Raw genomic sequence first — 25,414 nt, 5'->3', positions numbered from 1 at the left:
CGCCGATGCCCGCAGACAGCGCCCCGCCCATGCTTGCGCGCAACATCGTGCATTTCGTGCGCGTGCTGCGCGGCGCGGGTCTGCCAATGGCGAGCGCACGCGCTGTCGACGCGCTCGAAGCGCTCAGCCATATCGATCTCGCCCGTCGCGACGACGTGCGCTCGGCGCTGGCCGCCGTGCTCACTGCCGCACCCGACGAACGCGAGCTGTTCGACACGGCCTTTGCGCTGTTCTGGCGCGATCCCGACTGGGAAAACAAGCTGCGCGCGCTGCTGCTGCCGAAGGTCCAGGGCGGCCTGCCGCCGCCACGGCGCAACAACCGTCTCGCCGATGCGCTCGCCGCGCGGCCTGCTGCACGCACGGGCGCGAAACCGCCCGCCAGCGTCGAGGAGCACGAATTACGCGCGCACGCGACCTTCAGCGCCGAAGAACGACTGCGCCAGCGCGACTTCGACACCCTTTGCGCCGATGAATGGCGCACGCTGCGCCATCTGATCCGCGCGCGCCGCCTGCCGCTTGCGACCGCGCCCACGCGCCGTCTGAAAGCCGCCTCGCACGGCACACATGCGGATCTGCGTGCGAGCGCGCGCCAGGCCGTGCGAGCGGGCGGCGACTGGACTGTGTGGAAATACCGCGCGCGCGTCGAACGCAAATTGCCGCTGGTGCTGCTGCTCGACATCTCCGGATCGATGAGCAGTTATTCGCGCGCCGTGCTGTACTTCTGCCACGCACTGCTGCAATCGCGCGAACGCCTGCAGGTGTTCCTGTTCGGCACGCGCCTCACGCACGCCACGCGCGCACTGCGCGAACGCGACCCCGACGTGGCGCTCGCGCAGCTTTGCGCGCAGGTGGCGGACTGGTCGGGCGGCACACGCATCGGCGAAACGCTGGCGCAGTTCAACCGGCGCTGGGCGCGCCGCGTACTGGGCGGTCGCGCCACGGTGCTGCTGGTCACCGACGGCCTCGACCACGATCCCGGCGGCGGGCTCGCCGACGAAATGGCGCGGCTGCATCGCTTCGCGCATCGCGTGGTGTGGCTCAATCCGCTGCTGCGCTTTGGCGGCTTCACGCCGAAGGCGCGCGGCGTGCAGGCGATGCTGCCGCATGTCGACGCCCACTATCCCGTGCACAACCTGGAAAGCCTCGAAGCGTTCGGGCGCAGCCTGCGCGAAGCGCCGCCGGACCGCCGGGCGCCGGATCGCCGGCCGCCAGAGCGCGCACCATTGCATGGAACGCAACAGGACATTAAGCCTGCGACAACGCAAGGAGCGATACGATGGAGCTGACCGAAAGCCACACGCTGCCGGTGCCGCAGCAGCGCGCCTGGGAAGCGCTCAACGATACGGCGATACTTAAGGTGTGTATTCCAGGATGCGAGAGCATCGAAGCCGACGGCGAAAACACTTATGCTGTCGCGCTGACTGCCGCCGTAGGCCCCGTCAAGGCGCGTTTCAAGGGCCGCATGCAGCTCGCCGATATCGACGCGCCGCGCAGCTACACGATCCAGTTCGAAGGCCAGGGCGGCGCGGCGGGATTCGGCAAGGGTGACGCGCGCGTAACGCTCGAAGCCGCCGGTGACAACGCGACCACGCTCAACTACACCGCCAGCGCGCAGGTGGGTGGCAAGCTCGCGCAGATCGGCTCGCGTCTGGTGGATGGCGCCGCGCGCAAGATCGCCGCCGAATTTTTCAAGCGCTTCGGCGAGCAGCTGGGCGCGGGCGAACCATGCCCACCGGACGCCGAAGCCGAAGCGCCGCAAAACGAAACTGATTCAAATACCGCCGAAGGCAGCGACGCCGACGGCGGCGAAGAACCGCAAAAAAGGAAACGATCATGGACAGCGTGGATCTCGAAGTCCTGAAATCCAGCGTACGCTGGCTCGAGGAAGGTCACCGCGCCCTGCTGGTGACGGTGGTGAAGACGTGGGGCTCGTCGCCGCGTCCGGAAGGCGCGATGCTCGTCGTACGCGACGATGGCCTCGTGGTCGGCTCGGTGTCGGGCGGCTGTATCGAGGACGATCTGATCGATCGCGTGCGCCGCGAAGGCATCCACATCGTCAAGCCGGAAGCCGTGAAGTACGGCATCACGGCGGAAGAGGCGCATCGCTTCGGGCTGCCCTGCGGCGGCACCATCCAGCTCGTGCTGGAGCCGCTCAATGAAGGCTCCGGCATCCGCGCGCTGCTGGAGACGGTCGAGCGCGGCCAGCTGGTGGCGCGCACGCTCGATGTCGCCTCGGGCCGCGCCACGCTCGGGCCCGCCAGCGCCACCGACGGCGTGGACTTCGACGGCGAACGACTGCTGACGATCCACGGCCCGCGCTATCGCATGCTGGTGATCGGCGCGGGGCAGTTGTCGCGCTATCTCTGCCAGATTGCCGTGGGGCTCGACTATCAGGTGACCGTGTGCGACCCGCGCGAGGAATACACCGACACCTGGAGCATCCCCGGCACCACGCTCGTGCGCACCATGCCCGACGACACCGTGCTCGACATGAATCTCGACGAGCGCTGCGCCGTGATCGCGCTCACGCACGACCCCAAGCTCGATGATCTCGCGCTGATGGAGGCGCTCAAGACGCGCGCGTTCTATGTGGGCGCGCTCGGTTCGCGGCGCAACAATGCGGCGCGGCGTGAACGGCTCAAGGAATTCGATCTGAGCGACGCCGAACTCGCGCGCCTGCATGGGCCGGTGGGCATTTATATCGGCAGCAGAACGCCGCCGGAAATCGCCGTGTCGATTCTCGCGGAAGTCACGGCGGCGAAGAATGGCGTATCGCTGCCCACCATCCTCAAGGTCGAAGGCGCGAAGGCCGCGCGCGAGCAGGCCGCGAGCGTCGGGTCGAGTTGCGACGTTTGAGGCCGGGCGAAGCGGCGCAGCCGCGCAAGTGGAAAAACCATGCAAAACGGGCCGCAGCTTGACGCTTGCGGCCCGTTTTTTATGCCTTCACGCCTGAACCGGCGATATCGGCAAGATCAGCGCATCAGCCAAACAGCTTCATGGCCTGCGCGAGCGTGTTGGTCACGCCCCACACGAGCGGCACCACCACGTAGAGCCAGAATACCGCCATCAGCAGCTTGTTCGACTGCTTCGGCGCTGCGGTTGCGTTGCTTGCATTCGTCATGATCGTGCGCTCCTTATTTGCCCGCGGCCGCGAGTTGCGCGTCGCTCATGTGATGCTTCTCGTCGACTCGGCGCACCAGCAGATTGCAGATGAAACCCACCACCAGCAGCGACGCCATGATGTGAACGGTCATCGTGTAGGCATCGGCCTTGGCCACGCCGTGCGCCACCTGATAGGCACGCACGTAGTTCACCAGCACCGGACCCGCCACGCCCGCTGCCGCCCATGCGGTCAAGAGACGCCCGTGAATGCCGCCGACGAAAGCCGTGCCGAACATGTCCGCAAGATACGCGGGCACGGTCGAGAAGCCGCCGCCGTACATCGAGAGAATCAGGCAGTAGGCCAGCACGAAGAACACGATGTTGCCGCTCTGCGCGAACTGCGGGACCGCGTAGTACAGCACCGCGCCGAACACGAAGAAGATGAAGTACGTGTTCTTGCGGCCGACCCAGTCAGACGCCGACGCCCACACGAAACGCCCGCCCATGTTGAAGAGCGAAAGCAGTCCGACGAAACCGGCTGCTGCGCCCGCGGTGACGGTGTCCTTGAAGCTTTCCTGAATCATCACCGAAGCCTGGCCGAGAATGCCGATGCCCGCCGTGACGTTGAGGAACAGCACCAGCCAGATCAGGTAGAACTGCGGCGTCTTGAGCGCCTGATCGATATGCACGTGCGAGCGCGAAACCAGCTTGCCGCTCGTCGCGGGCGGCGTCCAGCCTGCCGGCTTCCAGTCCTTGGCGGGCACGCGAATGGCGATCGAGCCGATCGTCATCGAGATGAAGTAGGCCACGCCCAGCACCACGAAGGTCTGCGCCACGCCCACGCTGGTGCTGCTGGAGAAGTGCTTCATCAGCATCACGGACAGCGGTGCCGCGATCATCGCGCCGCCGCCGAAGCCCATGATGGCAAGGCCCGTCGCCATGCCGCGGCGGTCCGGGAACCAGCGGATCAGCGTCGACACCGGCGAAACATAGCCCAGGCCCAGCCCGATGCCGCCGATCACGCCATAGCCGAGATACAGCAGCGCGATCTGGTGCAGATAGACGCCGAGCGCCGAGACGAGGAAGCCGCCGCCAAAGCAGCAGGCCGCCGTGAACATCGTGCGGCGCGGGCCGACGCGTTCGAGCCACTTGCCGCCGAACGCAGCCGAAAGACCCAGAAACACGATCGCCAGCGAGAAAATCCAGCCAAGCGAGGTGAGCGTCCAGTCGTCAGGCGACGACTGCGTAATACCGATCACTTTCGTGAGCGGCGAGTTGAACACCGAGAAGGCGTAGGCCTGGCCGATGCACAGATGCACCGCGAGCGCGGCGGGCGGCACCATCCAGCGCGAAAAGCCGGGCGGTGCAATGGTGGCCTCCTTGGAAAAGAAGGGCGCGGCTGCGGTGCCGCGCGTCGAATCCGCAACGCTGCTCATTGGTCGGTCTCCCTGGGAAGCGTATGTTCGTCATCACTGTGCAGGCGCGCGATTTGTTATGGAGACCGGCCGGAAAGGCATTTTCAGGCGGTTTCGAAATCAGGGACGCGCGCGGCTGCACGAAGCACTTACGTGCCGGAAATCCGGCACGCCCGAACGTTAGTGCGACAACCGGGCACTTGGCAATATGAGATAGCGGTGCATATGGGGCGGATGCGACGGAATTGGCGTGTCGTTGTGCGACTTTTGAGCGACTTTGGGGCGATTTTGATTGCGCGCGCAACGGCCTCGCTGCACCGCCTGATCGGCTCAGGCAGGAGAGCGAAGAAAAACCGCCGTCGAGGAAAGAAAACGCTTTAGAGCAGACCGATCGCGAACGCCGCCGCCACCGAACCCACCACGAGCACCACGCCCACAGTCTTTCTGCGGTTGAGTTCGGTCCACAGCAGCACGCCGGTGAGCGACAGCAGAATGAGGCTGCCCGCGATGGTGTCCATCAGCAACACCCAGCCGATGCCCATGCCCACGCCGCGATGGAGATTGTTGAGCGTGGCGAAAAACGCGCTCTGCGTGCGCCGCACCGACACCGTGCTGTTGCCCACCCAATATTCCACGGCGATGCTCTCGTGCGGCCCCATCAGCGCAAACTGCCAGGATTCGGGCTGCACGACGCTGCGGTCGCCCCACGCGACCGGATGCGACTTCTCTCGGCGGATCTTGCCAGGTTTGCCGTCGAAGTCGAGCGTCTGTTGCAGCCAGTTGGCGAGCGCTTCGGGCGTTTTAGGCGTTTTGAGCGGATCGGCGGGCAGCGCGACCTGCATTTCTTTGACCTGCGCCGTGCCCGAGGAAATATGCAGCGGTCCGGCGCGATGGTTGAGCAGGAAACCGGTCACGCCAAACAGCAGGCCCAGCACCGCGCCCCACAGCCCCACCCAGCCATGCACCTTGCGCAACCACTTGATGAAGGTGGCGCGGCGCGAACGCTTGCGGCGCTCCGCGAGATCGGCGGCATCGAGCGGCCGGCCCGCGCGTTGTGCGATATCGGCGGGCAGGCCAACGCTCGGGGTTTCGATCAGGGGCTCGTCAAGGCGGGCGTTCAAGGCACGACTCCAGAAACGGCGGGCGCTACCTCTCCACGCCAACCACGCGGAACAGGCACCCAGCTTACAATTGAGAATGGTTATTATTACATAACAGAAAGGCGGCTGTCAGACTGCCTTGCGCGCGCCCGGATGAGACGGTCGAAATGACCGAAACGGCCGCACAAAGCTTGCAAACGAGGCTTTCCGCACGCCCGTGCCGGAGTCGCGCTTGACAAGCGAATAACGTGACTTTTAAGTAGGAGGGTTACGCCAGACCCCAGCTAAAAACCTGATTCGACGTCCCCCATAACCGCCGCGCCGCCAACGGAACGCCGCCATGCGCCACGTCCTCGTTCTTTGCACTGCCCTCTTCGGCACGGCTATCGGTTTCGGCGCGCATGCGAGCGGCGAACCGGTTTCCTCTTCCGCGCAAGGGGCCTCTTTTGTCTCGTCAGCGGCTGCCAGCCAGGCGCCTTATACGAACGAAGCGGAAACGCAGACCTTCACCGTCAACGCCGACGGCTCCTACACCAAGCTCGACACGCTCACGCTGCGCGTGAACACGGAAGCCGGCATCGCGCGCGCGGGCCAGTACTACGTGTGGTTCAACCGCGAGATGGCGCATGTCGAGATCCTCGACGCCTGGACCGAGGACGCCCAGGGCATGCGCCACGACGTGCGGCCCGACCAGATCCGCGACGTCCAGGAAGTGCGTTCGTTCGACGCGCCGATGTTCCAGGACGTGCAGGACAAGGTGATCGTGTTTCCCGCCGTCGAACCGGGCGCGCGCGTGCATCTGACGTGGAAGAAAACCCAGCGCGTGCCGCTCGTACCGGGCTGGTTCAGCGACTTCACGCCGCCCGACATGGCGCCCACGCACAACTTCCGCGTGATCTACGATCTGCCCGCAAGCGTGCCGCTGCATGCCGATGCGCGCGGCTTCACCGCGCTCAAACCCGTCACGGCGAATGACCGCACGCGCTACGAATATCGCTACGACAAGGCGAATTTCGATCGCCTCGAATATGGTTCGGTTTCCTACGTAAGCTATGGGGACCGGCTGATGGTCTCCACATTCCCCGACTACGCGGCGTTCGCGAAGGTCTATCGCGAAGCTTCCGCCGATCCGGGCGCGCACGACGCCGCCGTGGTGCAGCTCGCGCAATCGCTCACCGCCCACGACGCCACGCCGCGCGCGAAAGCGCAGACGCTCTACGACTGGGTGCGCCGCAATATCCGCTATGTGGCGATCAACGTCGGGCGCGGCGAGATCGTGCCGCATCGCGTCACCGATGTTCTGGCGAACCGCTACGGCGACTGCAAGGACCACGTCGCGCTCTATGGCGCGCTGCTCGACGCCGTGGGCGTGCGCAACGTGCCCGCGCTGGTGAACAGCGGCACGGTCTACACGCTACCTGCCGTGCCGGGCTTCGGCGTGATCAATCACGTCATCACCTGGCTGCCCGATCTGCAGATGTTCGCGGATTCCACTGCGAATAACGTCGAGTTCGGCTTTCTGCCGTCGACCGACATGAACCGCGAAACCGTGCTCGCCGGCGACGGCACCTTGATGCGCACGCCCGCGACGGCCAACACCACGCGCGACAGCGATCTCGACATCACCGTTGCACCCGATGGATCGGCGCGCTTCGTCTATCGGCTCGAATCGGCGGGCTGGGCCGCCGAGCAGACGCGCAGCGTGCTACGCCTGCAAACACCGGCGCAACGCGAGGAATCGATGCAATGGGAGTTGCGCAATGCGAATCTGCGCGGCTTTGCGACGCTCGCGTCGAGCCCGCTCGACGCCACCACCGGGCCGCTCATCGTGACGCTCACGGGCACGCTGGACGGCTTCGTCGATCCGCAGATGACCACGCCCGTGCCGACGCTCACGAGCCTCGTAGGCGGGCTCGACGCGAGCCTGCGCTACTGGCTGGGCGAGCCGCGCCGCACCCAGCCCTTCGTGTGCCGCAATATGGAAGTGACCGAGCGCGCGCGCATTGCGCTGCCGCCGGGCTTGCGCGTGCTCGATATGCCCGCGCCCCAGCATGCGGGCAATGCGTTTATCGATTTCGAGTCGGATTACGCGCTGGATGCGAGCACCAACGTGCTGCGCGTGACGCGCAAGGGACGCACGCATTTCCCCAGCGACGTGTGCAGCGCGGCGGATTTCGCGCAGATGCGGCCCGCCTTCGAGACGATGGCGCGTGACCTGCGCGCGCAACTGATCGTGAAGCCCGACGCGAAGACCGCAGCGGGCGCGACCGCGCAGGGCAGCACGCGCGATCAATGATGGCGCAGCGGCGCCTGCGCAATCAAACCGGCCAGAGCGGCCCTTCCTGCATCGCGCCGATCTGCTCGCGCAGTTCGAGAATGCGCTCTTCCCAGTAGCGTTGCGTGTTGAACCACGGGAAGGCGGCGGGGAACGCCGGATCGTGCCAGCGCCGCGCGAGCCACGCCGAGTAGTGGATCAGCCGCAGCGTGCGCAGCGCTTCGACGAGATGCAGCTCGCGCTGATCGAACTCGCAGAAGTCCTCGTAACCGGCCAGCAGATCGGCGAGCGAGCGCGAGGCATCGGCGCGATCGCCGGGCAGCAGCAGCCACAGATCCTGAATCGCGGGGCCCATGCGGCTGTCGTCGAAGTCGACGAAATGCGGGCCTGCGTCGGTCCACAACACGTTGCTCGGATGGCAATCGCCGTGCAGACGCAGTTGTCGCACATCGCCCGCGCGCTCGAACGCCGCTTCCACGCCTTCCAGCGCGAGGCCCACCGCCGTCTGCCACGCGTCGCGCACGTTGTCCGGCACGAAACCGTGTTCGAGCAGATATGCACGCGGCTCATAGCCATAGCTTTGAATATCGATCGCGGGACGCGCGCGATACGGTTGCGCCGCGCCTACGGCATGAATGCGACCGATGAAGCGGCCGATCCATTCGAGCGTTTCGCTGCGGTCGAGATCGGGCGCGCGGCCGCCGCGCCGTTCGAACAGCGCGAAACGATAGCCTTCATGCTCGTGCAGCGAACGGCCTTCCAGCACCAGTGCGGGCACGGCGGGAATCTCGCGCGCGGCGAGATCGGCCACGAAGGCGTGCTCTTCGAGAATGGCTTCGTCGCTCCAGCGCCCCGGCCGATAAAACTTGGCGACGAGCGGCGCTTCGTCCTCCACGCCGACCTGATAGACGCGGTTTTCGTAGCTGTTGAGCGCGAGCATGCGTCCGTCGGTGCGACGGCCCGTGGGCATCAGCACGCCGTCGACGGCGTCGAGCACGCACTCGGGCGTCAAACGCGCGTAGGGTGCGGACGAGTCGCCGGATTCGTCAGACGTACCGGAAGAAGAGGAGGTGAGATCGTTCATCCCCGCATTGTGCATCTTGCGGACGGCGGCGGCGAGTTGCGCGCGCTGCGCCTTGCTGGCTGCGGCATCGGCGGCGTGCGGATCGCACACGCCGCGCCGATGCGCTGCGGGGTTGAAGCGGCGCGCGGGGTGTGCGCCGGGGTCGGAGCGGCGTGGGTTGCCGCCCGGGAACGATGATGCCTGAGCGAGGCTAGCTGAGTGAGGCTACCTGAGTGACGCTACCCGAGTGCTTAGTGGACTTTCGCGCCGGCGGGCATCACCTGCTCGCCCGTATCGATCAGATCTTCCAGAAAAAAGGGCTCGGTATTGAGCTGTCGCGACGCGCCAGGCTCGCCGATGTACCAGGTAACCATGGCCATGTCGCCGAGAATACGCATCACGATGCCGCGCGCGCCATGAGGCACGGCGATATGAACTGTGCGGACAATAGAACCGATTTGCATGATGTTTCCCCGTTCCCAATGCCGGCTTCTTCGCTAGATAGACCGGTCAGTGTGCTGACAAAAACCCGTGCGCACACGAGGTTGCGCACGCATTCACCTGCTCCCGGCAGCGCGTTCGCGCACTCATTGCATCGGCTTCTGCAGGGTTGCCCCGATCACGCCGATACCCGCTTAAGCGCACACACGTGCTAAACCGGTTTACGCATTGTTGCCTTTTTGGCCGTAGCCGCAAAGCAAAAAAATAGGGGGGACGATCCGTGCGCAACAGTGCGCAATGCGTTCGCGCAGGCATTGCGCTGGGCTCGCATGACGCATTCGAGCGCGCTCATCCCCGCCACCACTCTCGCACGAAGCCAGCGCGCGTGCAGCCATGGCCACACGCCGCGCCGGTTTGGCGCTGGTTTTGCAAAAGGCTGACTGTACCAGATGGTGAACCGGCGACCTGAAGTTCGCCGCAAGGTTCAGCATGCTGACGAGTCGCCGCGAGAGGGCAGACCATAACGCACTACGACGACATTTCTGTGACCGTCGTCAGGCACTGGATCCGTCAGACAAGGGCTTTTGTGCGTCCGAGGGCAATCTTTTCCGTTGCGCACACAACCATTAGCAAACGCTGATCAACCTCGCGCGTACACAACACCCGTGAAAAACAGGCCTTGAAATTGCATGTCGGGACGGCAAGGATCGTGCAACAGGCGTATCGTTGCGCCTTTGCAATTTCCGTAAGGAGTACCTGTCGTGAGTGCATCACCGGGCGCGGGCAGCAAGGCCGCCCCATCGGCCATTCCCTATATCGAGCGCGGCACGCGACCGTTCTGGCGCGCCAGCCTCGCGCTGCTGTTCGCGGGCTATGCCACGTTTTCGCTGCTGTATTGCGTGCAGCCGCTGCTGCCCGCGTTCTCGCAGACCTTCGGCGTGAGTCCCGCACAGAGCAGCCTTTCGCTGTCGTTCAGCACGGCGGCGCTGGCCTGCGCGATCTTCGTAGCGGGCTTTGTCTCCGAAGGCTGGAGCCGACGCACGATGATGACGGCCTCGCTCACGGCGTCGTCGCTACTGACGCTCGCGGTGGCGTTCGTGCCCCACTGGCACACGCTGCTGGTGCTGCGCACGCTCGAAGGCATTGCGCTTGGCGGAGTGCCCGCGGTGGCAATGGCCTGGCTTGCCGAAGAGATGCATCCCGACGGACTCGGTCTTTCGATGGGCCTCTATGTAGGTGGCACCGCCATCGGCGGCATGGCCGGGCGCGTCATCACCGGCATCTGCACCGACCTGTTCGGCTGGCGCGTGGCCGTTGCGGTGATTGGCGTGCTGGGACTCGCGTCGATGTTCGCGTTCCGCTCGCTGCTGCCGCCTTCGCGCCATTTCGTGCCCAAGAGCGGCCTGCGCTTCGCGCATCATCGCGCGGCGCTGCTGCGTCATCTCGCGCGGCCGGGCCTGCCGGTGCTGTTCTCGCTGGGCTTCGTGCTGATGGGCAGCTTCGTCACGCTCTACAACTACATCGGCTACCGGCTGATCGCGCCGCCGTACAACATGAGCCAGGCCGCCATCGGCGCGATCTTTCTGGTTTATCTGACCGGCGTGGTCGCGTCGCCATGGTCGGGCCGCATGGCCGACACCTTCGGACGCGGCCGCGTGCTGCTCGCGAGCCTCGCGCTGATGCTGGTGGGCGTTGTGCTGACGATGTTTGCGCCGCTCGGCGCGATTGCGGCGGGCATCGCGTGCCTCACCATCGGCTTCTTCGCCGGGCACTCGGTGGCGAGCGGCTGGGTTGGGCGTCTCGCACGCGAAGCCAAAGGCCAGGCCGCGGCACTCTATTTGCTGAGCTATTACCTGGGTTCGAGCATCATGGGTTCGGTTGGCGGCCACTTCTGGGCCGCCTGGGGCTGGGGCGGCGTGGCCGGTCTGGTGACGGTGCTGCTCGTGCTGGGTCTGCTGGGCGCGCGCATGCTGCGCTCGCGCGAACAGGCCGGCGCGGCATGATTTCCGATCGGCCGGTTATCGTCTGACGAAAGGTGTTCGTAACCCTGGCGATGAGGTGACAGGGCGTCAAAGCGCGCTGGACGCCTTGCCGCAAAGCCCCGTGTAGCGGGGTCGCACGGCGAGGCGTGGATCACACGTTCGGCGACATATGCGCCGACGTGATCGAAAGCCTCACCTATACTCGATTCAGGGCCGAAGCCGCAGCGCCGCGCGTGACGCCAAAGCGGCAGGAAGGATTCTCGTCGGCCCCTAAATACAAGGAGACGAGCATGTCAGGTTATTTCACGATCGGCGACTTCGTGATGATCATCCCGATGGCCCTCGCTGGCGCACTCTTTCTTGGCGCGGTGCCCTGCGCGACCGAATTCCGGCATAACTCGCTGCGCATCGTGGGGGCCATCATTGGCGCGCTCGCGGCCGTTGCGCTCGTCGAAACATTGCCGGCGCTGATGTAACGGACAGCGGTTTTCGTCTTTCCGCCAGCTTTGCTAAAGCGCGCCCGCAAGGGCGCGCGAAGTTTTGTTGTGCTCAACGCACGCCAACACCCGGCTGCAATCCCCGAAACTGTCTCAGCACCGCTCGCCAGTAAGGTTCGCGCTTAGGTGCGGGTGTCTCTTCAAGCTGCGCGGGCAGCGCCACCCACGGCAGCGTCGGATGCAGATGATGCTGTCGATGCAGATGGTGATTCATCAGCAGCAGTCCCACACCGCGCGGCACACGGAAGTCGCGCGAGCGCCCCGGTTCGTCCATCGCGACGCCGTAATGCGGCAGGTTATCCGCCACCGACAGCCACAAGCCGCGCAAATACATCGCCAGCACCAGCACCGGCCAGGCCTTGCCGTAGAGCGCAAACGCGCCCGCATACAGCGCCAGCGAACACAGCCAGTCGCGGCGCGCACGGCTGCGTTTGGCCGGGTCCTGAACGTGGTTGGAGAAAAGCCGCTGCACCTGCTGCCCTTCCTCGCCCTGCGCGTCGACGCCGCGCTCGATCACCGCGCGCGCCATGCGCACCGGAATAAAGGCGAGCAGCGGCGCGAACACTTCCGCCACATAAAGCCCGCCCAGCAAACGCACGTACCAGGAGAGACGGCGCAGCCAGCGCGGGCCGCGCGCATCGTCGACATCGGGGCGATCGAACGCCTCGCGCGTGAAACGGTGATGCATCAGGTGTCCGAAACGAACCGCGTCGAACGGCATCGCCATGCCAATCGCGAGCAGGCGCGCAACGGTTTCATTGGCGCGCCGCGCGCGCAGCAACTGGCCGTGGATGCCTTCGTGGATCAAGCCCCAGTGGATCGGCGTGGTGAGCACGATGGGCAGGAGCGTCGCGAGCAGCGCGAACGACACCTCGCCGGTCGCGCGCAGCAGCAGCGGCAAACCGATCAGTTCATAGGCAAGCGCCAGCGCCACCACACCGGTGAGCGCGAGATTCGCGCGCACGTCGATATCGCGGCGCGCAACGCCTTTCGCAGACGACCTCGAAATCGCCCCATCGGACCCGGGACGAACGGCGCTCGTGGACTCCATCGGCAACCCTCGCGGTAAAGATTGCCGCGAAAATAGCAGCGCTGCGTGACAGCGAGAAGGCGCGCATCTTGCCGCGCATTACGGATTGCGCCGCCCACGACGAAGCTCAAATCGTCGCGACGAAAAAAACCGCCTCGCGCGAAGCGAGGCGGTTTTCAGGTCATGCGCCGTGCGTCGGGACCGGCAATCAGATCGCCTGATCGGTCGACGGCTTTTCCCACAGATTGATGCCGCCTTCGGTGGCGAAACGATCGATCTCAGCAAGTTCTTCCGCCGAGAATTCGAGGTTCTTCAGCGCCGCGACGTTCTCGCGCACCTGCTCCGCGCGGCTCGCGCCGATCAGCGCTGAGGTCACGCGGCCGCCGCGCAGCGTCCAGGCGATCGCCATCTGTGCGAGGCTCTGGCCGCGTCGCTGCGCGAGTTCGTTGAGCTTGCGCACATGCTCGATGTTTTCCGGGCTCAGATGTTCGCTCTTGAGCGAGCCGCCGCCCGGACGGTTCACGCGCGCATCTTCCGGCACACCGTTCAGATACTTGTTGGTGAGCAGGCCTTGCGCGAGCGGCGTGAACGCGATGCTGCCCGTGCCGATGTCTTCCAGCGTGTCGAGCAGCTCATGCTCGACCCAGCGGTTGAGCAGGTTGTACGAAGGCTGATGGATCAGCAGCGGCACCTTGTACTCGGCCAGCAGCTTCGCCATTTCGCGCGTCTTCTGCGCCGAATACGACGAAATGCCCACATACAGCGCCTTGCCCTGCTGCACGGCCGTGGCGAGCGCGCCGGCGGTTTCTTCCAGCGGCGTTTCGGAATCGAAGCGGTGCGAATAGAAGATGTCGACGTAATCGAGGCCCATGCGCTGCAGGCTCTGGTCGAGGCTCGCAAGCACGTATTTGCGCGAGCCGCCGCCCTGGCCGTACGGACCCGGCCACATATCCCAGCCCGCCTTCGACGAGATCAGCAGTTCGTCGCGATACGGGCGGAAATCGTCCTTGAAAATGCGGCCGAAATTGGTTTCGGCGCTGCCGTACGGCGGGCCGTAGTTGTTCGCGAGGTCGAAGTGCGTGATGCCGAGGTCGAAAGCCGTGCGCAGGATTTCGCGCTGCGTCGAAATCGGCGTGGTGTCGCCGAAGTTGTGCCACAGGCCGAGCGAGAGCGCCGGCAGCTTGAGTCCCGACTTGCCGCAAAAGCGGTATTGCATTTCCGAATAGCGTTCAGCAGCTGCTTCGTAGGCCATCTTTGAATCCTCGAACGGGAACTGGTTTCAGAAAGTCCGGCGGCGGCGCGCAGATTCTGCGCATATCGCGCAAAAAACGCAGCAATAGCGCCATAAAACCGTCAAATGCTGCGATGTGGCGCGCGGCGCGGTCTGCCATGCTAGCCGATCCGCGCGCTGCGTGCAGATGCCCATCATGTGGGACAGGACAATGGACGATGCCGCCGTGCTCGCCTACACTGCGGCGTCCGTCTTCTGCATGAGGTCTTTATGGTCAAAGCGCTTTCGTTCGCGCTGATCGCCTGCGGCGTCGCGCTGCTTTACTTCGGCGGTCAGTCGTTTCACTCGTTCTCGAATGACGTTTCGCGCATCGTCACCGGCGCGCCCACCGATCGCACCATGATCCTGATCGTGGCCGGCGCTGCCGCGACCGTGGCTGGACTGACCGGCCTGGTGGTATCGGGACGCCGCCGCTAGGCCAACGTCCCTTTCACTGCGCGTCAGACCAGCTTCACTTCCGGCAGCGAAGCCGAGCGCGTGCCCGGCAGCGGCACGTTGCTCGCGCCGTGGTAGGTGTAGACCAGCGAGAACTTCACGTCGTCGCTCTGGTTCTGTCCTGCCGAATGCAGCGTATTGCAGTGGAAAAACACCACATCGCCCTTTTGCAGCGTGGGTGACGTGGCCTTGTCGATCCATGCCTGGTTTTCCGGCACATCGGAGCGGAAGAATTTGGCGTTGTCGAAACTGCCCGATGTGAACGGCGCGCTATGCGAGCCCGGCACGAACCACAGGCCGCCGTTCTCGATGGTTTCCGGCCCGAGCGCCAGCCACACCGACACCAGATCGTCGCGCTCGAACGACCAGTAACGCACGTCGCGGTGCCAGCCCGTGAGGCTGCCGTAAGTGGGATGCTTGGTCATCATGCAGTTGTGATGCACGCGCGAGAGCACCGGCTCTTCGCCGAAATACAGCTCCATCCAGCCCGCGACCTCGGGCGACGTCGCCCATTGGCGATACGCAGGATGACGCGAATAGGCGTCGAGCAGACGCCGCACCGTATGGCCGCCGGGCGCGTCCTTCGAATCGGGCGCGCCGGGGTAGCGCAGATCGGCTTCGAATTCGAGCGGCGCCGCAGCCGCCTCCAACTGTTCCTGCGCCGCGCGGCGGATCTCGTCGCACCGTTCGGGCGAGACGAGCCCCGGCACCACCACGAAACCGCGCTCGCGCAGCGCCTGCACCTGTTCCTTCTTTGACTGGACTGACATGGGACTTCCGTTATTCGAGGCCTGCGTGGGCCACGGTCATGCGGACCGCGGCAGCGGCGCCGCGCTTTATGTGCCGCTCTATGCGTTTCGGCGCGCCGTGCGTTCGATTGTAAGAGCGCGCGCACGCTGCTGGAAGCGGCGGCCGCACGCATCGATGCTCACATCGACGCACTTCGATGAAGCAGCCCCGCACCGCCGTGGCGACAAAGGGCGCGAACGCATGGTCAGAATTGGACAGGGCCGGGTATTAACCGACTTTCAGGCGTCATGATTCGCGTGTAGTCTGCCGCCATGCTGTTTTTTGCCCAAAAAAATCTATCGCGCGGATTGAACGCCGCTCAGCCCTTGTCCAGCAAGGCTGCGGCACTGAGAGGTTCATCCCGGCGCGCCCTTCCAGTCCTTGCGCATGCCACCCGGCGTGCCTCGCGTGTCCCTTCGCGTTTCCTTTTATCGTGTTCACGCTGAGAACAGGCACGCTTGCTGCATCGAGCCAAAGCGCTCGAACCTGAAACTGCTCACACCATGCCTACCCTTTCCGACACCCGTCGCATTACCCATGCTGCCCTGAAGGCCGCCCGCCCCGCCCGCCGCCATGTCGTGCGCGCGCTGCGCCATCATGCCGCGCGCACGCGCGCGATCGCCCAGCAGGTGCGTACCGCCCATCCGGTCGACAGCATGCGCTCGTGGTTCCACACGTTCTTCTCGGTGCTGCGCCTGCGCGCGGGCACGCGTCACTTTTCGCTGCGCACGCTGCTGTATCGCCCGAACGCGACGCTGCGCACGCTCGCCGCGCCCTCCACGGTGCATACCGCACGCAACGCACGCCGTCCGCGCCGCAACACGTCGAGCAGCGCAGGCTGGTTCGGCTTCGCGATGCGCTGATTTGGCCTGACCAAGCTGATCGCGCGAGTAGCGTTTTCGCGCGCCGCATAACGAAAAACCCCGCCAGGGCTTGCGCCCGGCGGGGTTTTTCTCTGCGTGCTTCGCTATTCAGGCGAGCGCGCCAACCGGCTCCGTGCCAGCCGCTTCGGCCAGTGCGATGGCCTTGTCGGTGGCTTCCCACGTGAATTCCGGCTCTTCGCGGCCGAAGTGGCCGTAAGCAGCGGTCTTCTCGTAGATCGGGCGCAGCAGGTCGAGCATCTGGATGATGCCCTTCGGACGCAGGTCGAAGTGTTCGCGCACGAGCTTCGTGATCGTCGCGTCCGAAACCTTACCCGTGCCGAACGTGTTGACCATCACCGAAGTCGGCTCGGCCACGCCGATGGCGTACGACACCTGGATCAGGCAGCGCGATGCCAGACCGGCGGCGACGATGTTCTTCGCCACGTAACGGCCAGCGTAAGCCGCCGAACGGTCGACCTTCGACGGATCCTTGCCCGAGAACGCACCGCCGCCGTGCGGGGCTGCGCCGCCGTACGTATCGACGATGATCTTGCGGCCAGTCAGACCGCAATCGCCTTGCGGGCCGCCGATCACGAAGCGACCGGTCGGGTTGACGAGGAACTTGATGTCGCCCTTGATGAGGTCGGCCGGGAGCACCGGCTTGATGACTTCTTCGATGACGGCTTCGCGCAGCGTGGCCAGATCGATGTCCGGTGAGTGCTGCGTGGAGAGCACGACCGTGTCGATGGCGTGCGGCTTGCCGTCGACATAACGCACGGTGACCTGCGACTTCGCGTCCGGACGCAGCCAGGGCAGACGGCCGTCACGGCGCAGGTTCGACTGGCGCTCGACCAGACGGTGCGAAAGGTGGATCGGCAGCGGCATCAGTTCGGGCGTTTCGTCGCACGCATAACCGAACATCAGGCCCTGGTCGCCAGCACCTTGATCGAGGTTGTTGTCGTGCGCGCGGTCGACGCCTTGCGCGATGTCCGGCGATTGCTTGTCGTAAGCGACGAGCACCGCGCAGCCGCGGTAGTCGATGCCGTAGTCGGTGTTGTCGTAGCCGATGCGCTTGATCGTGTCGCGCGCGACCTGAATGTAGTCGACGTTAGCCGTCGTGGTGATTTCACCGGCCAGCACGACCAGACCCGTGTTGCACAGCGTTTCCGCTGCGACGCGCGAGTACTTGTCCTGCGTGAGGATGGCGTCGAGGATCGCGTCCGAGATCTGGTCCGCGACTTTGTCCGGGTGACCTTCCGAGACGGATTCGGAAGTGAAGAAATAGTCGTTTGCCACGTGTAAGGCTCCTTGTAGCTGGTGACGGTTGAATTTCACGTAGCCAGCTTCGGGAGCTTTGAAGCGGCGACGCTTTAGCGGATTACCTGGTCCGGGCTGCCTGTGACCGCACACTTAGCTCCGTGGCGCGATACATGGCAAACCGGCTTCGCCCCGCAAGTTGTCAGTTAACTCGGCGAAGCCCTTATTATAGCGACTTCCCTAATTTGTCGCAGAGTCACGCTGAGTGTTGTCAATCGTTTTCTCCACCGCTGCTTTGTCCACGTTCCGGCACGTCACGGGAGTCGCCGCATGCTAGGCAAACTCGGCTCACGTTTCGCCATTGGTCTGCTGAAACTTTTTGCGATCCTACCCTATGGTTTCGTCGCTCGTCTGGGAGACGGGCTGGGCTGGCTGCTCTACCAGATCCCGAGCCGCCGCAAGCGCGTCGTCCATACCAACCTGCGTCTGTGCTTCCCCGAGTGGAGCGAAGAAAAGCGCGAGGAAGTGGCGGGTCAGCATTTCCGCCAGGCGATCCGCAGCTACATGGAGCGCAGCGTGCAGTGGTTCGGCTCGGCGAAGAAGCTCGAAAAGCTCGTCCAGCTCGACAGCGAAATCGATCTGACCGATCCCAACCTGCCGCCCACGCTGTTCCTCGGCCTGCACTTCGTTGGCATCGAAGCCGGTTCGATGTTTCTGAACTACTCGCTGCACCGTCCGTGCGGCTCGCTGTATCAGCCGTTTTCGAACCCCGAATTCGAGGCCGCCGCAAAAGCGGGCCGCAGCCGCTTCGGCGCCGAAATGGTCAGCCGCGCGGACAGCGCGCGCGCCGTACTGCGCTGGCTGCGCGACAAAAAACCCGTGATGCTCGGCGCCGATATGGACTACGGCATGCGCAACTCCACCTTCGTGCCGTTCTTCGGCGTGCCGGCGTGCACGCTGACTGCCGTCGGGCGGCTGGCGAAAGTGGGGCACGCGCAGGTCGTGCCGTTCATCGGCGAGGTGCTGCCCAATTACAAGGGTTATCGGCTGAAAGTATTCAAACCTTGGGAAAATTATCCGACCGGCGACGACGAGCAGGACGCGCGCCGCATGAACGCGTTTCTGGAAGAGCAGATTCCGCGCATTCCCGAGCAGTATTACTGGGTCCACAAGCGCTTCAAGACGCGACCGGAAGGTCAGCCGGGCCTGTATTGAACGGGCTGAAGCGACCGGGCGAGAAGTCGAGTCCAAAGCCGCCTGCGGGCGGCTTTTTGCTGCCCGGCCGGTTTGTCGGCGGGCGACTGCCGCCTGGCCACCGTGTATCATTCGCTATTCGCCACGAATCCTCTCGCAGCAAGGAACAGAAGCCCATCGTGAAGCTGAAATTCACCAAGATGCACGGCGCGGGCAACGACTTTGTCGTGCTCGACGGCTATACCCAGTCGCTTTCGCTCACGCCCGAACGCGTGCGCGCGCTCGCCGACCGCCACTTCGGCGTTGGCGCGGATCAACTGCTGCTGGTCGAAAAGCCGACCGTCGATGGCGTCGATTTCCGCTATCGCATCTTCAATTGCGACGGCGGCGAGGTCGAGCACTGCGGCAATGGCGCGCGCTGCTTCGTCAAATTCGTGCGCGACCAGCATCTCACCGACGCGCGCAGCGTGCGCGTGCAGGTCCAGAAAGGCGTGCTCACGCTCGTCATGCAGGACAACGGCGAAGTCGTCGTCGATATGGGCAGCCCGGTGTTCGAGCCGGCGCTGGTGCCGTTCAACGCAGACGGCCTCGACGGTCGCCGCGAGGGCAACGACACGCTCTGGCCGCTCGAAGTGAATGGCCAGACGCGCTGGATTTCGGCGGTGTCGATGGGCAATCCGCACGCGGTTCAGATCGTCGACGATACCGAAGCGTTTGCGGTGCTCCAGGACGGCCCCGTGATCGAAGCGCATGCGCGCTTCCCGAACAAGGTGAACGCAGGCTTCATGCAGATTGTTTCGCGCAACGAAGTGAAGCTGCGCGTGTTCGAACGCGGCGCGGGCGAAACGCTCGCGTGCGGCACGGGCGCGTGCGCGGCGGTGGCGGCGGGTATTCGCCGCGGCCTGCTTGACTCGCCGGTCAAGGTGCATACGCACGGCGGCCAGCTCACGATCGCCTGGGACGGCGCGCGCAACGAAGACGCCGCGCTGACCATGGCAGGCCCGGCCACCACGGTGTTCGAAGGCGAGATCGAAATCGCCGATTAAGGCGCACACGTCGATCACGCCGATCAAGTTGATCGAGCAGCAAACGCAAGACAGACTAAAACGCAGGACCGCAAGACCGTCGTGCCGCGAAACCATGCGCGGCGTGACCACGATACATCGCCTCATCCGGCGCGCAGCCGCGCGCCGCTTCCTGACCGAACGCGCCTTTTACGTTGCTTTTTACGTGCTAACGACATGACCGATCGCGAAGTCGCCGATTATCTGCTTGCCAACCCCAACTTCTTCGTCGAGCACGCCGAGCTACTGGTCTCGCTCAAACTGGGCAATCCGCACGGCAAGGCTGCCGTGTCGCTCCAGGAGCGCCAGATGGAAATGCTGCGCGAGAAGAACAAACACCTGGAACTGCGTCTGTCCGAGCTGCTGCGCTACGGCCACGAGAACGACAGCATCGCCGCGAAGATGGTCCACTGGACCTCGCTGGTGCTCGCCGAGCGCGATCCGCACGCGTTGCCGCGCATGATCGCCGAGCGTCTGCGCGAGGAGTTCGATGTGCCGCAATCGGCGCTGCGTCTGTGGGATGTCGCCGAAACCTACTCGCAGGCCAGTTTCGCGAAGCACACCGGCGAGGAAGTGCGCCTGTTCGCGGGCAGCCTGGAAACGCCGTATTGCGGCGCGAATACCGGCTTCGAAGCCGCGCAATGGCTCGATGCCGAGCAAGGCGAGCCGCAGTCGGTGGCGATCATCACGCTGCGCAAGCGCGTAAGCGATGAGGAACGCGACCCAAGCGGCGCACCGTTCGGCCTGCTGGTGATGGGTTCGCCCGATCCGCGCCGCTTCCACGACGGCATGGGCACCGATTTCCTGCGCCAGATCGGCACGCTGGCGAGCGGCGCGCTTGCGCGTCTGTTGCCTCACTAAGTTGCCGCACTGATCTTGACCGAAGCGAAGCCGTCACCGTGAACCCGACCGATCCGATCGCCGACTATCTCGACACGCTCGAGCATGTGCGCCGGCTCTCGGCGCACACGCTGCGCGGCTACGCCCACGAACTCGACGAGCTGAAGAAGCTCGCCAACGGCCGTCCGCTCGAAAAGGTCACGCCCGCGGATGTGCGCGGTGCGGTGGCGCGCGCACACGCGGGTGGATTGTCGGCGCGCTCGATCGCGCACCGGCTGTCGGCGTGGCGCGCGTTTTATCGCTGGCTCGCGGGCCGCATCGAACTCGACGCCAATCCGGTCGCCGCCGTGCGTGCGCCCAAGCGCGCGAAGACGCTGCCCAAGGCGCTGTCCGTCGATGACGCCACGCGCCTCATGGAAGCACCGGCGGCTGCGAGCGAAGCCGCCTCGGGCAGTCTGGAAACGCTGCGCGATCAGGCGATGCTGGAGCTGTTCTATTCGTCGGGGCTGCGTCTGGCGGAACTCGTCGGGCTGGACGTGCGTTACGTGCGGCGCGACGGCTACGAATCGGCGAGCTGGCTCAAACGCGACGCCGCCGAAGTCGAAGTGCACGGCAAAGGCGACCGGCATCGCATCGTGCCCGTCGGGCGCAAAGCGCTGGATGCGCTCGATGCCTGGCTCGCGGTACGCGACGCGTGGATCAAGCACGACGACGCCCCGCTCTTTCTCTCCGTGCGCGGCAACCGCATGGCGCCTGGCGTGGTGCGCGAGCGCGTGAAGCGCGCCGCGCTGGTCGCCGGGATTCCGGCGAATGTGCATCCGCACGTGTTGCGGCACTCGTTCGCCACACATCTGCTGCAATCGAGCGGCGATCTGCGCGCCGTGCAGGAATTGCTGGGGCACGCGAGCATTTCGGCCACGCAGGTGTACACATCGCTCGATTTCCAGCATCTGGCGAAGGTGTACGACAACGCGCATCCGCGCGCGAAGAAGCGCGAAGAGTAAGGCGCTTGCGCCTTCTCGTCGCTTGAGGCCACTCGCGCGCCCTCACCGTTTTTTGCGCGTCCGTTGCGCTCACGAAGGCTCATCGGACGCCGCCGCATCATTGGCATCACATCCATCATGAATATCGTCACACTCAAGCCGTCGAAAGAAAAATCCCTGCTGCGTCGCCATCCGTGGGTCTACGCCAACGCGATCGATCGCGTCGACGGCAAGCCCGCGCCCGGCGCCACGGTGATCGTGCGCGCCGCCGACGGCCGTTTCCTCGGGCGCGCCGCCTACAGCCCGCATTCGCAGATCCGCGCGCGCATCTGGAGCTTCGACGAAAACGAGCCGATCGACCACGCGTTCTTCAAGCGCCGCGTGCAGCGCGCGCTCGCGCATCGCCAGGCGATGGTGCATAACACCGGCGCGGTGCGCCTGATCTTCGGCGAGGCGGACGGCCTGCCCGGCCTGATCGTCGACTGGTACACGGAAGACGTCGCGCAGAACGCACGCGGCCAGCTCGTCTGCCAGTTTATGGCGGCGGGCGTGGAAGCGTGGAAGGAAGCCATCGTCAACGCGCTGACGCAGGTGACGGGCTGCCCGAACGTCTACGAGCGCTCGGATGTCTCGATCCGCCAGAAGGAAGGCCTGGAGCAGATCACCGGCGTGCTGGCCGGCGACGAGCCGCCCGAAACGCTCATCGCCAGTGAAAACGGCGTGCGCTATCACGTCGACGTGCGCAACGGCCACAAGACCGGCTTCTATGTCGATCAGCGCGACAACCGCGCGCTGGTGCAGACCTACGCCGAAGGCCGCGACGTGCTCAACTGCTTCTGCTACACGGGCGGTTTCTCGCTCGCGGCGATGAAGGGTGGCGCCAAACGCGTGGTGTCGATCGACTCGTCGGGCGAGGCGCTGAATACGGCGCAGAAGAACGTCGAAGCGAACGGCTTCGACGCCGAACGCGCCACCTGGCTGGACGCCGACGCCTTCAAGACGCTGCGCCGCCTGCACGAAGAAGGCGAGCGTTTCGATCTGGTGGTGCTCGATCCGCCCAAGTTCGCGGCCTCGAAAGAACACGTGGATCGCGCCTCGCGCGCCTACAAGGACATCAATCTGACCGGCTTCAAGCTGCTGCGTCCGGGCGGTCTGCTGTTCACGTATTCGTGCTCGGGCGCGATCGATCCGGAACTGTTCCAGAAGATCGTCGCGGGCGCGGCCGCCGATGCGAAGGTGGACGCACGCATCCTCAAGCGTCTGGGCGCGGGCGTCGATCATCCGCTGCTCACGGCGTTCCCGGAAGGCGAATACCTCAAGGGCCTGCTGTTGCAAATCGCCTGAAACGGCCTCATTTGCGCGTGAATCGCGTGCATTGAGCACGCGTGATTCGACCCCGCATCACGTGCGCCCCTGCGTGCGCGGCGCAGATATGATTCAATAGATAGTTATGTTGTAACACTGGCGACAGGACGCGCGGGCCGCGCGCCGCGCCCATCCCGACACTCAGCGAGCAAAAGCATGGCAAACAGCATGATTCCCGTCACGATCCTGACCGGCTTCCTCGGCAGCGGCAAGACCACGCTGCTCAAGCGCATCCTCAACGAGAACCACGGCATGAAGATCGCCGTGATCGAAAACGAGTTCGGCGAAGAGAACATCGACAACGAAATTCTCGTGCAGGACAGCAACGAGCAGATCATCCAGATGAGCAACGGCTGCATCTGCTGCACGATCCGCGGCGACCTCGCGCGCGTGCTCGGCGATCTGGCGCAGCAAAAGCGCGACGGCAAGCTCGACTTCGAGCGCGTCGTGATCGAAACGACGGGTCTGGCCAATCCGGGCCCGGTCGCGCAGACGTTCTTCATGGACAACGAGATCGCCGACACCTTCCTGCTCGACGCGATCATCACGCTGGTGGACGCCAAGCACGGCAACAAGCAGCTCGACGAACACGAAGTGGTGCAGCGTCAGGTCGGTTTCGCCGACCGCATCTTCATCACCAAGGCCGATCTGGTCGATGCGAAGGAAGTGGCCGATCTGCGTCACCGTGTGCTGCACATGAACCCGAAGGCGCAGGTGCGCGAAGTGAACTTCGGCGAAACCGACATCAAGGAAGTGTTCGATCTGCGCGGCTTCAACCTGAACGCCAAGCTGGAAATCGATCCGGACTTCCTCGCCGAAGACGATCACGAGCACGCGCATGACCACGCGCACGCGCACGACGATCATGGCCACGCTCACGGCGATCACGATCATGGCGATCACGCCGATTGCGATCATGACCACGGCAAGTGCACGCACGAAGGCCACGACCACGGCCATCACCACCATCACGCGCACCACGACGACAAGATCAAGTCGTTCGTGTACCGCAGCGACCGCCCGTTCGACCCGAACCGCCTGGAAGACTTCCTCGGCGGCATCCTGCAGATCTACGGCGAGCACCTGCTGCGCTACAAGGGCGTGCTCTATATGAAGGGCGTCGATCGCAAGGTGGTGTTCCAGGGCGTGCACCAGATGATGGGCAGCGACCTGGCCGCCAAGTGGCTGCCGATCGAGAAGAAGAACAGCAAGATGGTGTTCATCGGCATCGACCTGCCGAAGGATCTGATCACCGACGGCCTCGACGCCTGCCTCGTCTGATGCGCTGAATCCGCGTTCAAATCGCTTTTTATGCTTCAACGCCTGGCTTTACGCCGGGCGTTGTCGTTTTTAGCGGTCTTGCAGGCTGAGCAATTGCGTCTTTCCGTGCGCTGTGCATCAAATAACGTACCCGACCATCGCTTTTTCACGATTGGCGCGTTATATTTTCTGGATATCGATCGTAAGACGAAGCCGTGGATGCAGGGATTTCCCGCTTGCGGCGTGAGTTTGCGGTTCGGTTACAATACGGCCCCACTGGAAGAGAGGCATTCTCCCCACCACCGGTTTCCGGCAATCTCCGGCAGCATCCGGTGAGAATCGCCTCCCGGCAGCGCATCGCGTCGCAGCGCGCAGCCGGTACGAAATATGCCTCAGAAGCTTCTGAACCACGGTTTCCAGAGGAGTTCGGCCCCGCAGCGGCGCTCAGGCGTCACGACAAATCACCGTCCGTGCCCGTCGGTGCGCACCCTGGCGTGAAAAAGCGCGCGATAAAACGCGGTTTTGCGTAGTAATCAGGTGGTGAAGGCCACTGCGGGCAACACAAAAGTGCAGGCAAACTGTGCCAGTTTTGCCTCACTCATTGAAGAAGCAAGCCAGATGACGACGAAACGACTCTTGACCGAAGCCGAAATCCTGAAGATGAGCGACAAGGATTACATGAACGAGGATCAGCTCGCCTTCTTCAAGAACCGGCTCGAACAGCTGCAGGCGGAAATCCTCCGCAATGCGGGCCAGACCACCGAGAATCTGCGCGAAACCGTGATCGTTCCCGATCCGGCCGACCGTGCGACGATCGAAGAAGAGCACGCGCTCGAACTGCGTACGCGCGACCGCGAACGCAAGCTGCTGAAGAAGGTGCAGCAATCGATCGCGCGCATCGAATCGGGCGATTACGGTTGGTGCGAAGAAACCGGTGAGCCGATCGGCATCCCGCGTCTGCTCGCCCGCCCGACCGCCACGCTCTCGCTCGAAGCGCAGGAGCGCCGCGAACTGCGTCAGAAGCTGTTCGGCGACTGACCGGCTGACGGCTACCGGCTGTCCCGCGCCTTGCGTGGGCGCGCGCCGGATCGACTGCCTTCCTCGAAGAAGCGCACGGAGTCCCGTGCGCTTTTTTTATTTGCGCCATCCGCATAGACAAGCGCCACGT

At 64.5% G+C, this 25,414-nt stretch carries 24 protein-coding genes; 15 read left to right on the top strand and 9 right to left on the bottom strand.

What is annotated here, in order from left to right:
* The first annotated feature begins 5 nt into the window (after nt 1-5).
* The 3 genes from F3J17_RS22640 to F3J17_RS22630 are packed head-to-tail and all read left to right on the top strand — an operon-like array spanning nt 6 to nt 2,856.
* Entirely contained in the window at nt 6-1,286 is a 1,281-nt protein-coding gene (locus tag F3J17_RS22640) for a VWA domain-containing protein (RefSeq protein WP_167064003.1), read from the top strand.
* Entirely contained in the window at nt 1,277-1,861 is a 585-nt protein-coding gene (locus F3J17_RS22635) for a carbon monoxide dehydrogenase subunit G (RefSeq protein ID WP_167064000.1), read from the top strand. Before F3J17_RS22640 ends, F3J17_RS22635 begins: the two co-directional genes overlap by 10 nt.
* Nucleotides 1,834-2,856 carry an XdhC family protein gene (locus tag F3J17_RS22630; RefSeq protein WP_167063997.1) on the top strand — a complete coding sequence of 341 codons (1,023 nt, stop codon included), beginning with the start codon at nt 1,834-1,836 and terminating at the stop codon, nt 2,854-2,856. Before F3J17_RS22635 ends, F3J17_RS22630 begins: the two co-directional genes overlap by 28 nt.
* A 124-nt stretch (nt 2,857-2,980) precedes the next feature.
* On the opposite strand, the gene F3J17_RS22625 is transcribed toward F3J17_RS22630, so the two are convergent.
* From F3J17_RS22625 to F3J17_RS22615, 3 genes are all read right to left on the bottom strand, one after another.
* The gene (locus F3J17_RS22625) at nt 2,981-3,121 is read right to left on the bottom strand and encodes a DUF1145 domain-containing protein (RefSeq protein ID WP_167063994.1); all 141 of its coding nucleotides are present in this window, start codon (nt 3,119-3,121) and stop codon (nt 2,981-2,983) included.
* A gap of 13 nt (nt 3,122-3,134) precedes the next feature.
* Nucleotides 3,135-4,538: an OFA family MFS transporter gene (locus F3J17_RS22620; RefSeq protein WP_167063991.1), complete on the bottom strand. Its 1,404-nt coding sequence runs from the start codon at nt 4,536-4,538 to the stop codon at nt 3,135-3,137.
* Between the two features lie 356 nt (nt 4,539-4,894).
* Nucleotides 4,895-5,590: a PepSY-associated TM helix domain-containing protein gene (locus tag F3J17_RS22615; protein ID WP_240161123.1), complete on the bottom strand. Its 696-nt coding sequence runs from the start codon at nt 5,588-5,590 to the stop codon at nt 4,895-4,897.
* 367 nt (nt 5,591-5,957) lie between these two features.
* On the opposite strand from F3J17_RS22615, the gene F3J17_RS22610 reads away from it, so the two are divergent.
* Complete coding sequence (locus F3J17_RS22610) at nt 5,958-7,913, top strand: DUF3857 and transglutaminase domain-containing protein (protein ID WP_205194917.1); 1,956 nt, start codon at nt 5,958-5,960, stop codon at nt 7,911-7,913.
* A gap of 22 nt (nt 7,914-7,935) precedes the next feature.
* On the opposite strand, the gene F3J17_RS22605 is transcribed toward F3J17_RS22610, so the two are convergent.
* Both F3J17_RS22605 and F3J17_RS22600 read right to left on the bottom strand, forming a co-directional pair.
* A complete protein-coding gene (locus F3J17_RS22605) occupies nt 7,936-8,976 on the bottom strand; it encodes a serine/threonine protein kinase (RefSeq protein WP_167064335.1) in 1,041 nt (346 codons plus the stop codon).
* 230 nt (nt 8,977-9,206) lie between these two features.
* A complete protein-coding gene (locus tag F3J17_RS22600) occupies nt 9,207-9,419 on the bottom strand; it encodes a hypothetical protein (protein WP_027815839.1) in 213 nt (70 codons plus the stop codon).
* A 738-nt stretch (nt 9,420-10,157) separates the two neighbouring features.
* Between F3J17_RS22600 and F3J17_RS22595 the strand changes: the two genes are divergently transcribed.
* A complete protein-coding gene (locus F3J17_RS22595; protein ID WP_167063987.1) occupies nt 10,158-11,399 on the top strand; it encodes an MFS transporter in 1,242 nt (413 codons plus the stop codon).
* A gap of 269 nt (nt 11,400-11,668) precedes the next feature.
* Nucleotides 11,669-11,854 carry a hypothetical protein gene (locus tag F3J17_RS22590; protein ID WP_167064332.1) on the top strand — a complete coding sequence of 62 codons (186 nt, stop codon included), beginning with the start codon at nt 11,669-11,671 and terminating at the stop codon, nt 11,852-11,854.
* A 73-nt stretch (nt 11,855-11,927) separates the two neighbouring features.
* Here F3J17_RS22590 and F3J17_RS22585 read toward each other — a convergent pair whose 3' ends face one another.
* Together F3J17_RS22585 and mgrA are read right to left on the bottom strand one after the other, a co-directional pair.
* Nucleotides 11,928-12,926, bottom strand: coding sequence for a fatty acid desaturase (locus F3J17_RS22585; protein ID WP_167063984.1), 999 nt, complete (start codon nt 12,924-12,926; stop codon nt 11,928-11,930).
* Nucleotides 12,927-13,113: 187 nt separating this feature from the next.
* The gene (mgrA, locus tag F3J17_RS22580; protein ID WP_167063981.1) at nt 13,114-14,157 is read right to left on the bottom strand and encodes an L-glyceraldehyde 3-phosphate reductase; all 1,044 of its coding nucleotides are present in this window, start codon (nt 14,155-14,157) and stop codon (nt 13,114-13,116) included.
* 249 nt (nt 14,158-14,406) lie between these two features.
* On the opposite strand from mgrA, the gene F3J17_RS22575 reads away from it, so the two are divergent.
* Nucleotides 14,407-14,613, top strand: a complete 207-nt coding sequence (locus F3J17_RS22575; RefSeq protein WP_167063978.1) for a DUF3185 family protein — start codon at nt 14,407-14,409, stop codon at nt 14,611-14,613.
* Between the two features lie 23 nt (nt 14,614-14,636).
* On the opposite strand, the gene F3J17_RS22570 is transcribed toward F3J17_RS22575, so the two are convergent.
* Nucleotides 14,637-15,401, bottom strand: a complete 765-nt coding sequence (locus tag F3J17_RS22570; RefSeq protein WP_167063975.1) for a phytanoyl-CoA dioxygenase family protein — start codon at nt 15,399-15,401, stop codon at nt 14,637-14,639.
* 522 nt (nt 15,402-15,923) lie between these two features.
* Between F3J17_RS22570 and F3J17_RS22565 the strand changes: the two genes are divergently transcribed.
* The gene (locus F3J17_RS22565) at nt 15,924-16,283 is read left to right on the top strand and encodes a hypothetical protein (RefSeq protein ID WP_167063972.1); all 360 of its coding nucleotides are present in this window, start codon (nt 15,924-15,926) and stop codon (nt 16,281-16,283) included.
* A gap of 108 nt (nt 16,284-16,391) precedes the next feature.
* Here the strand turns inward: F3J17_RS22565 and metK are convergent, their stop codons facing one another.
* The gene (gene metK, locus F3J17_RS22560) at nt 16,392-17,579 is read right to left on the bottom strand and encodes a methionine adenosyltransferase (protein WP_167063969.1); all 1,188 of its coding nucleotides are present in this window, start codon (nt 17,577-17,579) and stop codon (nt 16,392-16,394) included.
* Nucleotides 17,580-17,870: 291 nt separating this feature from the next.
* On the opposite strand from metK, the gene F3J17_RS22555 reads away from it, so the two are divergent.
* The 7 genes from F3J17_RS22555 (at nt 17,871) to dksA (ending at nt 25,284) form a co-directional block, all read left to right on the top strand.
* Nucleotides 17,871-18,755 (top strand): lipid A biosynthesis lauroyl acyltransferase, encoded by an 885-nt coding sequence (locus F3J17_RS22555; RefSeq protein WP_167063966.1) that lies wholly within the window; start codon nt 17,871-17,873, stop codon nt 18,753-18,755.
* A 158-nt stretch (nt 18,756-18,913) separates the two neighbouring features.
* Entirely contained in the window at nt 18,914-19,780 is an 867-nt protein-coding gene (gene dapF / locus F3J17_RS22550) for a diaminopimelate epimerase (RefSeq protein ID WP_167063963.1), read from the top strand.
* Between the two features lie 195 nt (nt 19,781-19,975).
* Nucleotides 19,976-20,659 (top strand): DUF484 family protein, encoded by a 684-nt coding sequence (locus F3J17_RS22545; RefSeq protein ID WP_167063960.1) that lies wholly within the window; start codon nt 19,976-19,978, stop codon nt 20,657-20,659.
* A gap of 38 nt (nt 20,660-20,697) precedes the next feature.
* The gene (gene xerC, locus F3J17_RS22540; protein WP_167063956.1) at nt 20,698-21,642 is read left to right on the top strand and encodes a tyrosine recombinase XerC; all 945 of its coding nucleotides are present in this window, start codon (nt 20,698-20,700) and stop codon (nt 21,640-21,642) included.
* A 117-nt stretch (nt 21,643-21,759) separates the two neighbouring features.
* The gene (locus F3J17_RS22535) at nt 21,760-22,965 is read left to right on the top strand and encodes a class I SAM-dependent rRNA methyltransferase (RefSeq protein WP_167063953.1); all 1,206 of its coding nucleotides are present in this window, start codon (nt 21,760-21,762) and stop codon (nt 22,963-22,965) included.
* A 189-nt stretch (nt 22,966-23,154) separates the two neighbouring features.
* Entirely contained in the window at nt 23,155-24,267 is a 1,113-nt protein-coding gene (locus F3J17_RS22530; protein WP_205194921.1) for a GTP-binding protein, read from the top strand.
* Between the two features lie 597 nt (nt 24,268-24,864).
* Entirely contained in the window at nt 24,865-25,284 is a 420-nt protein-coding gene (gene dksA / locus F3J17_RS22525; protein WP_027815854.1) for an RNA polymerase-binding protein DksA, read from the top strand.
* The last annotated feature ends 130 nt before the right edge of the window (nt 25,285-25,414 follow it).

The organism is Burkholderia sp. Ax-1719, from assembly GCF_011753055.1.
Taxonomy (GTDB): domain Bacteria; phylum Pseudomonadota; class Gammaproteobacteria; order Burkholderiales; family Burkholderiaceae; genus Paraburkholderia.
This window is presented reverse-complemented; position numbering and strand designations above follow the sequence as displayed.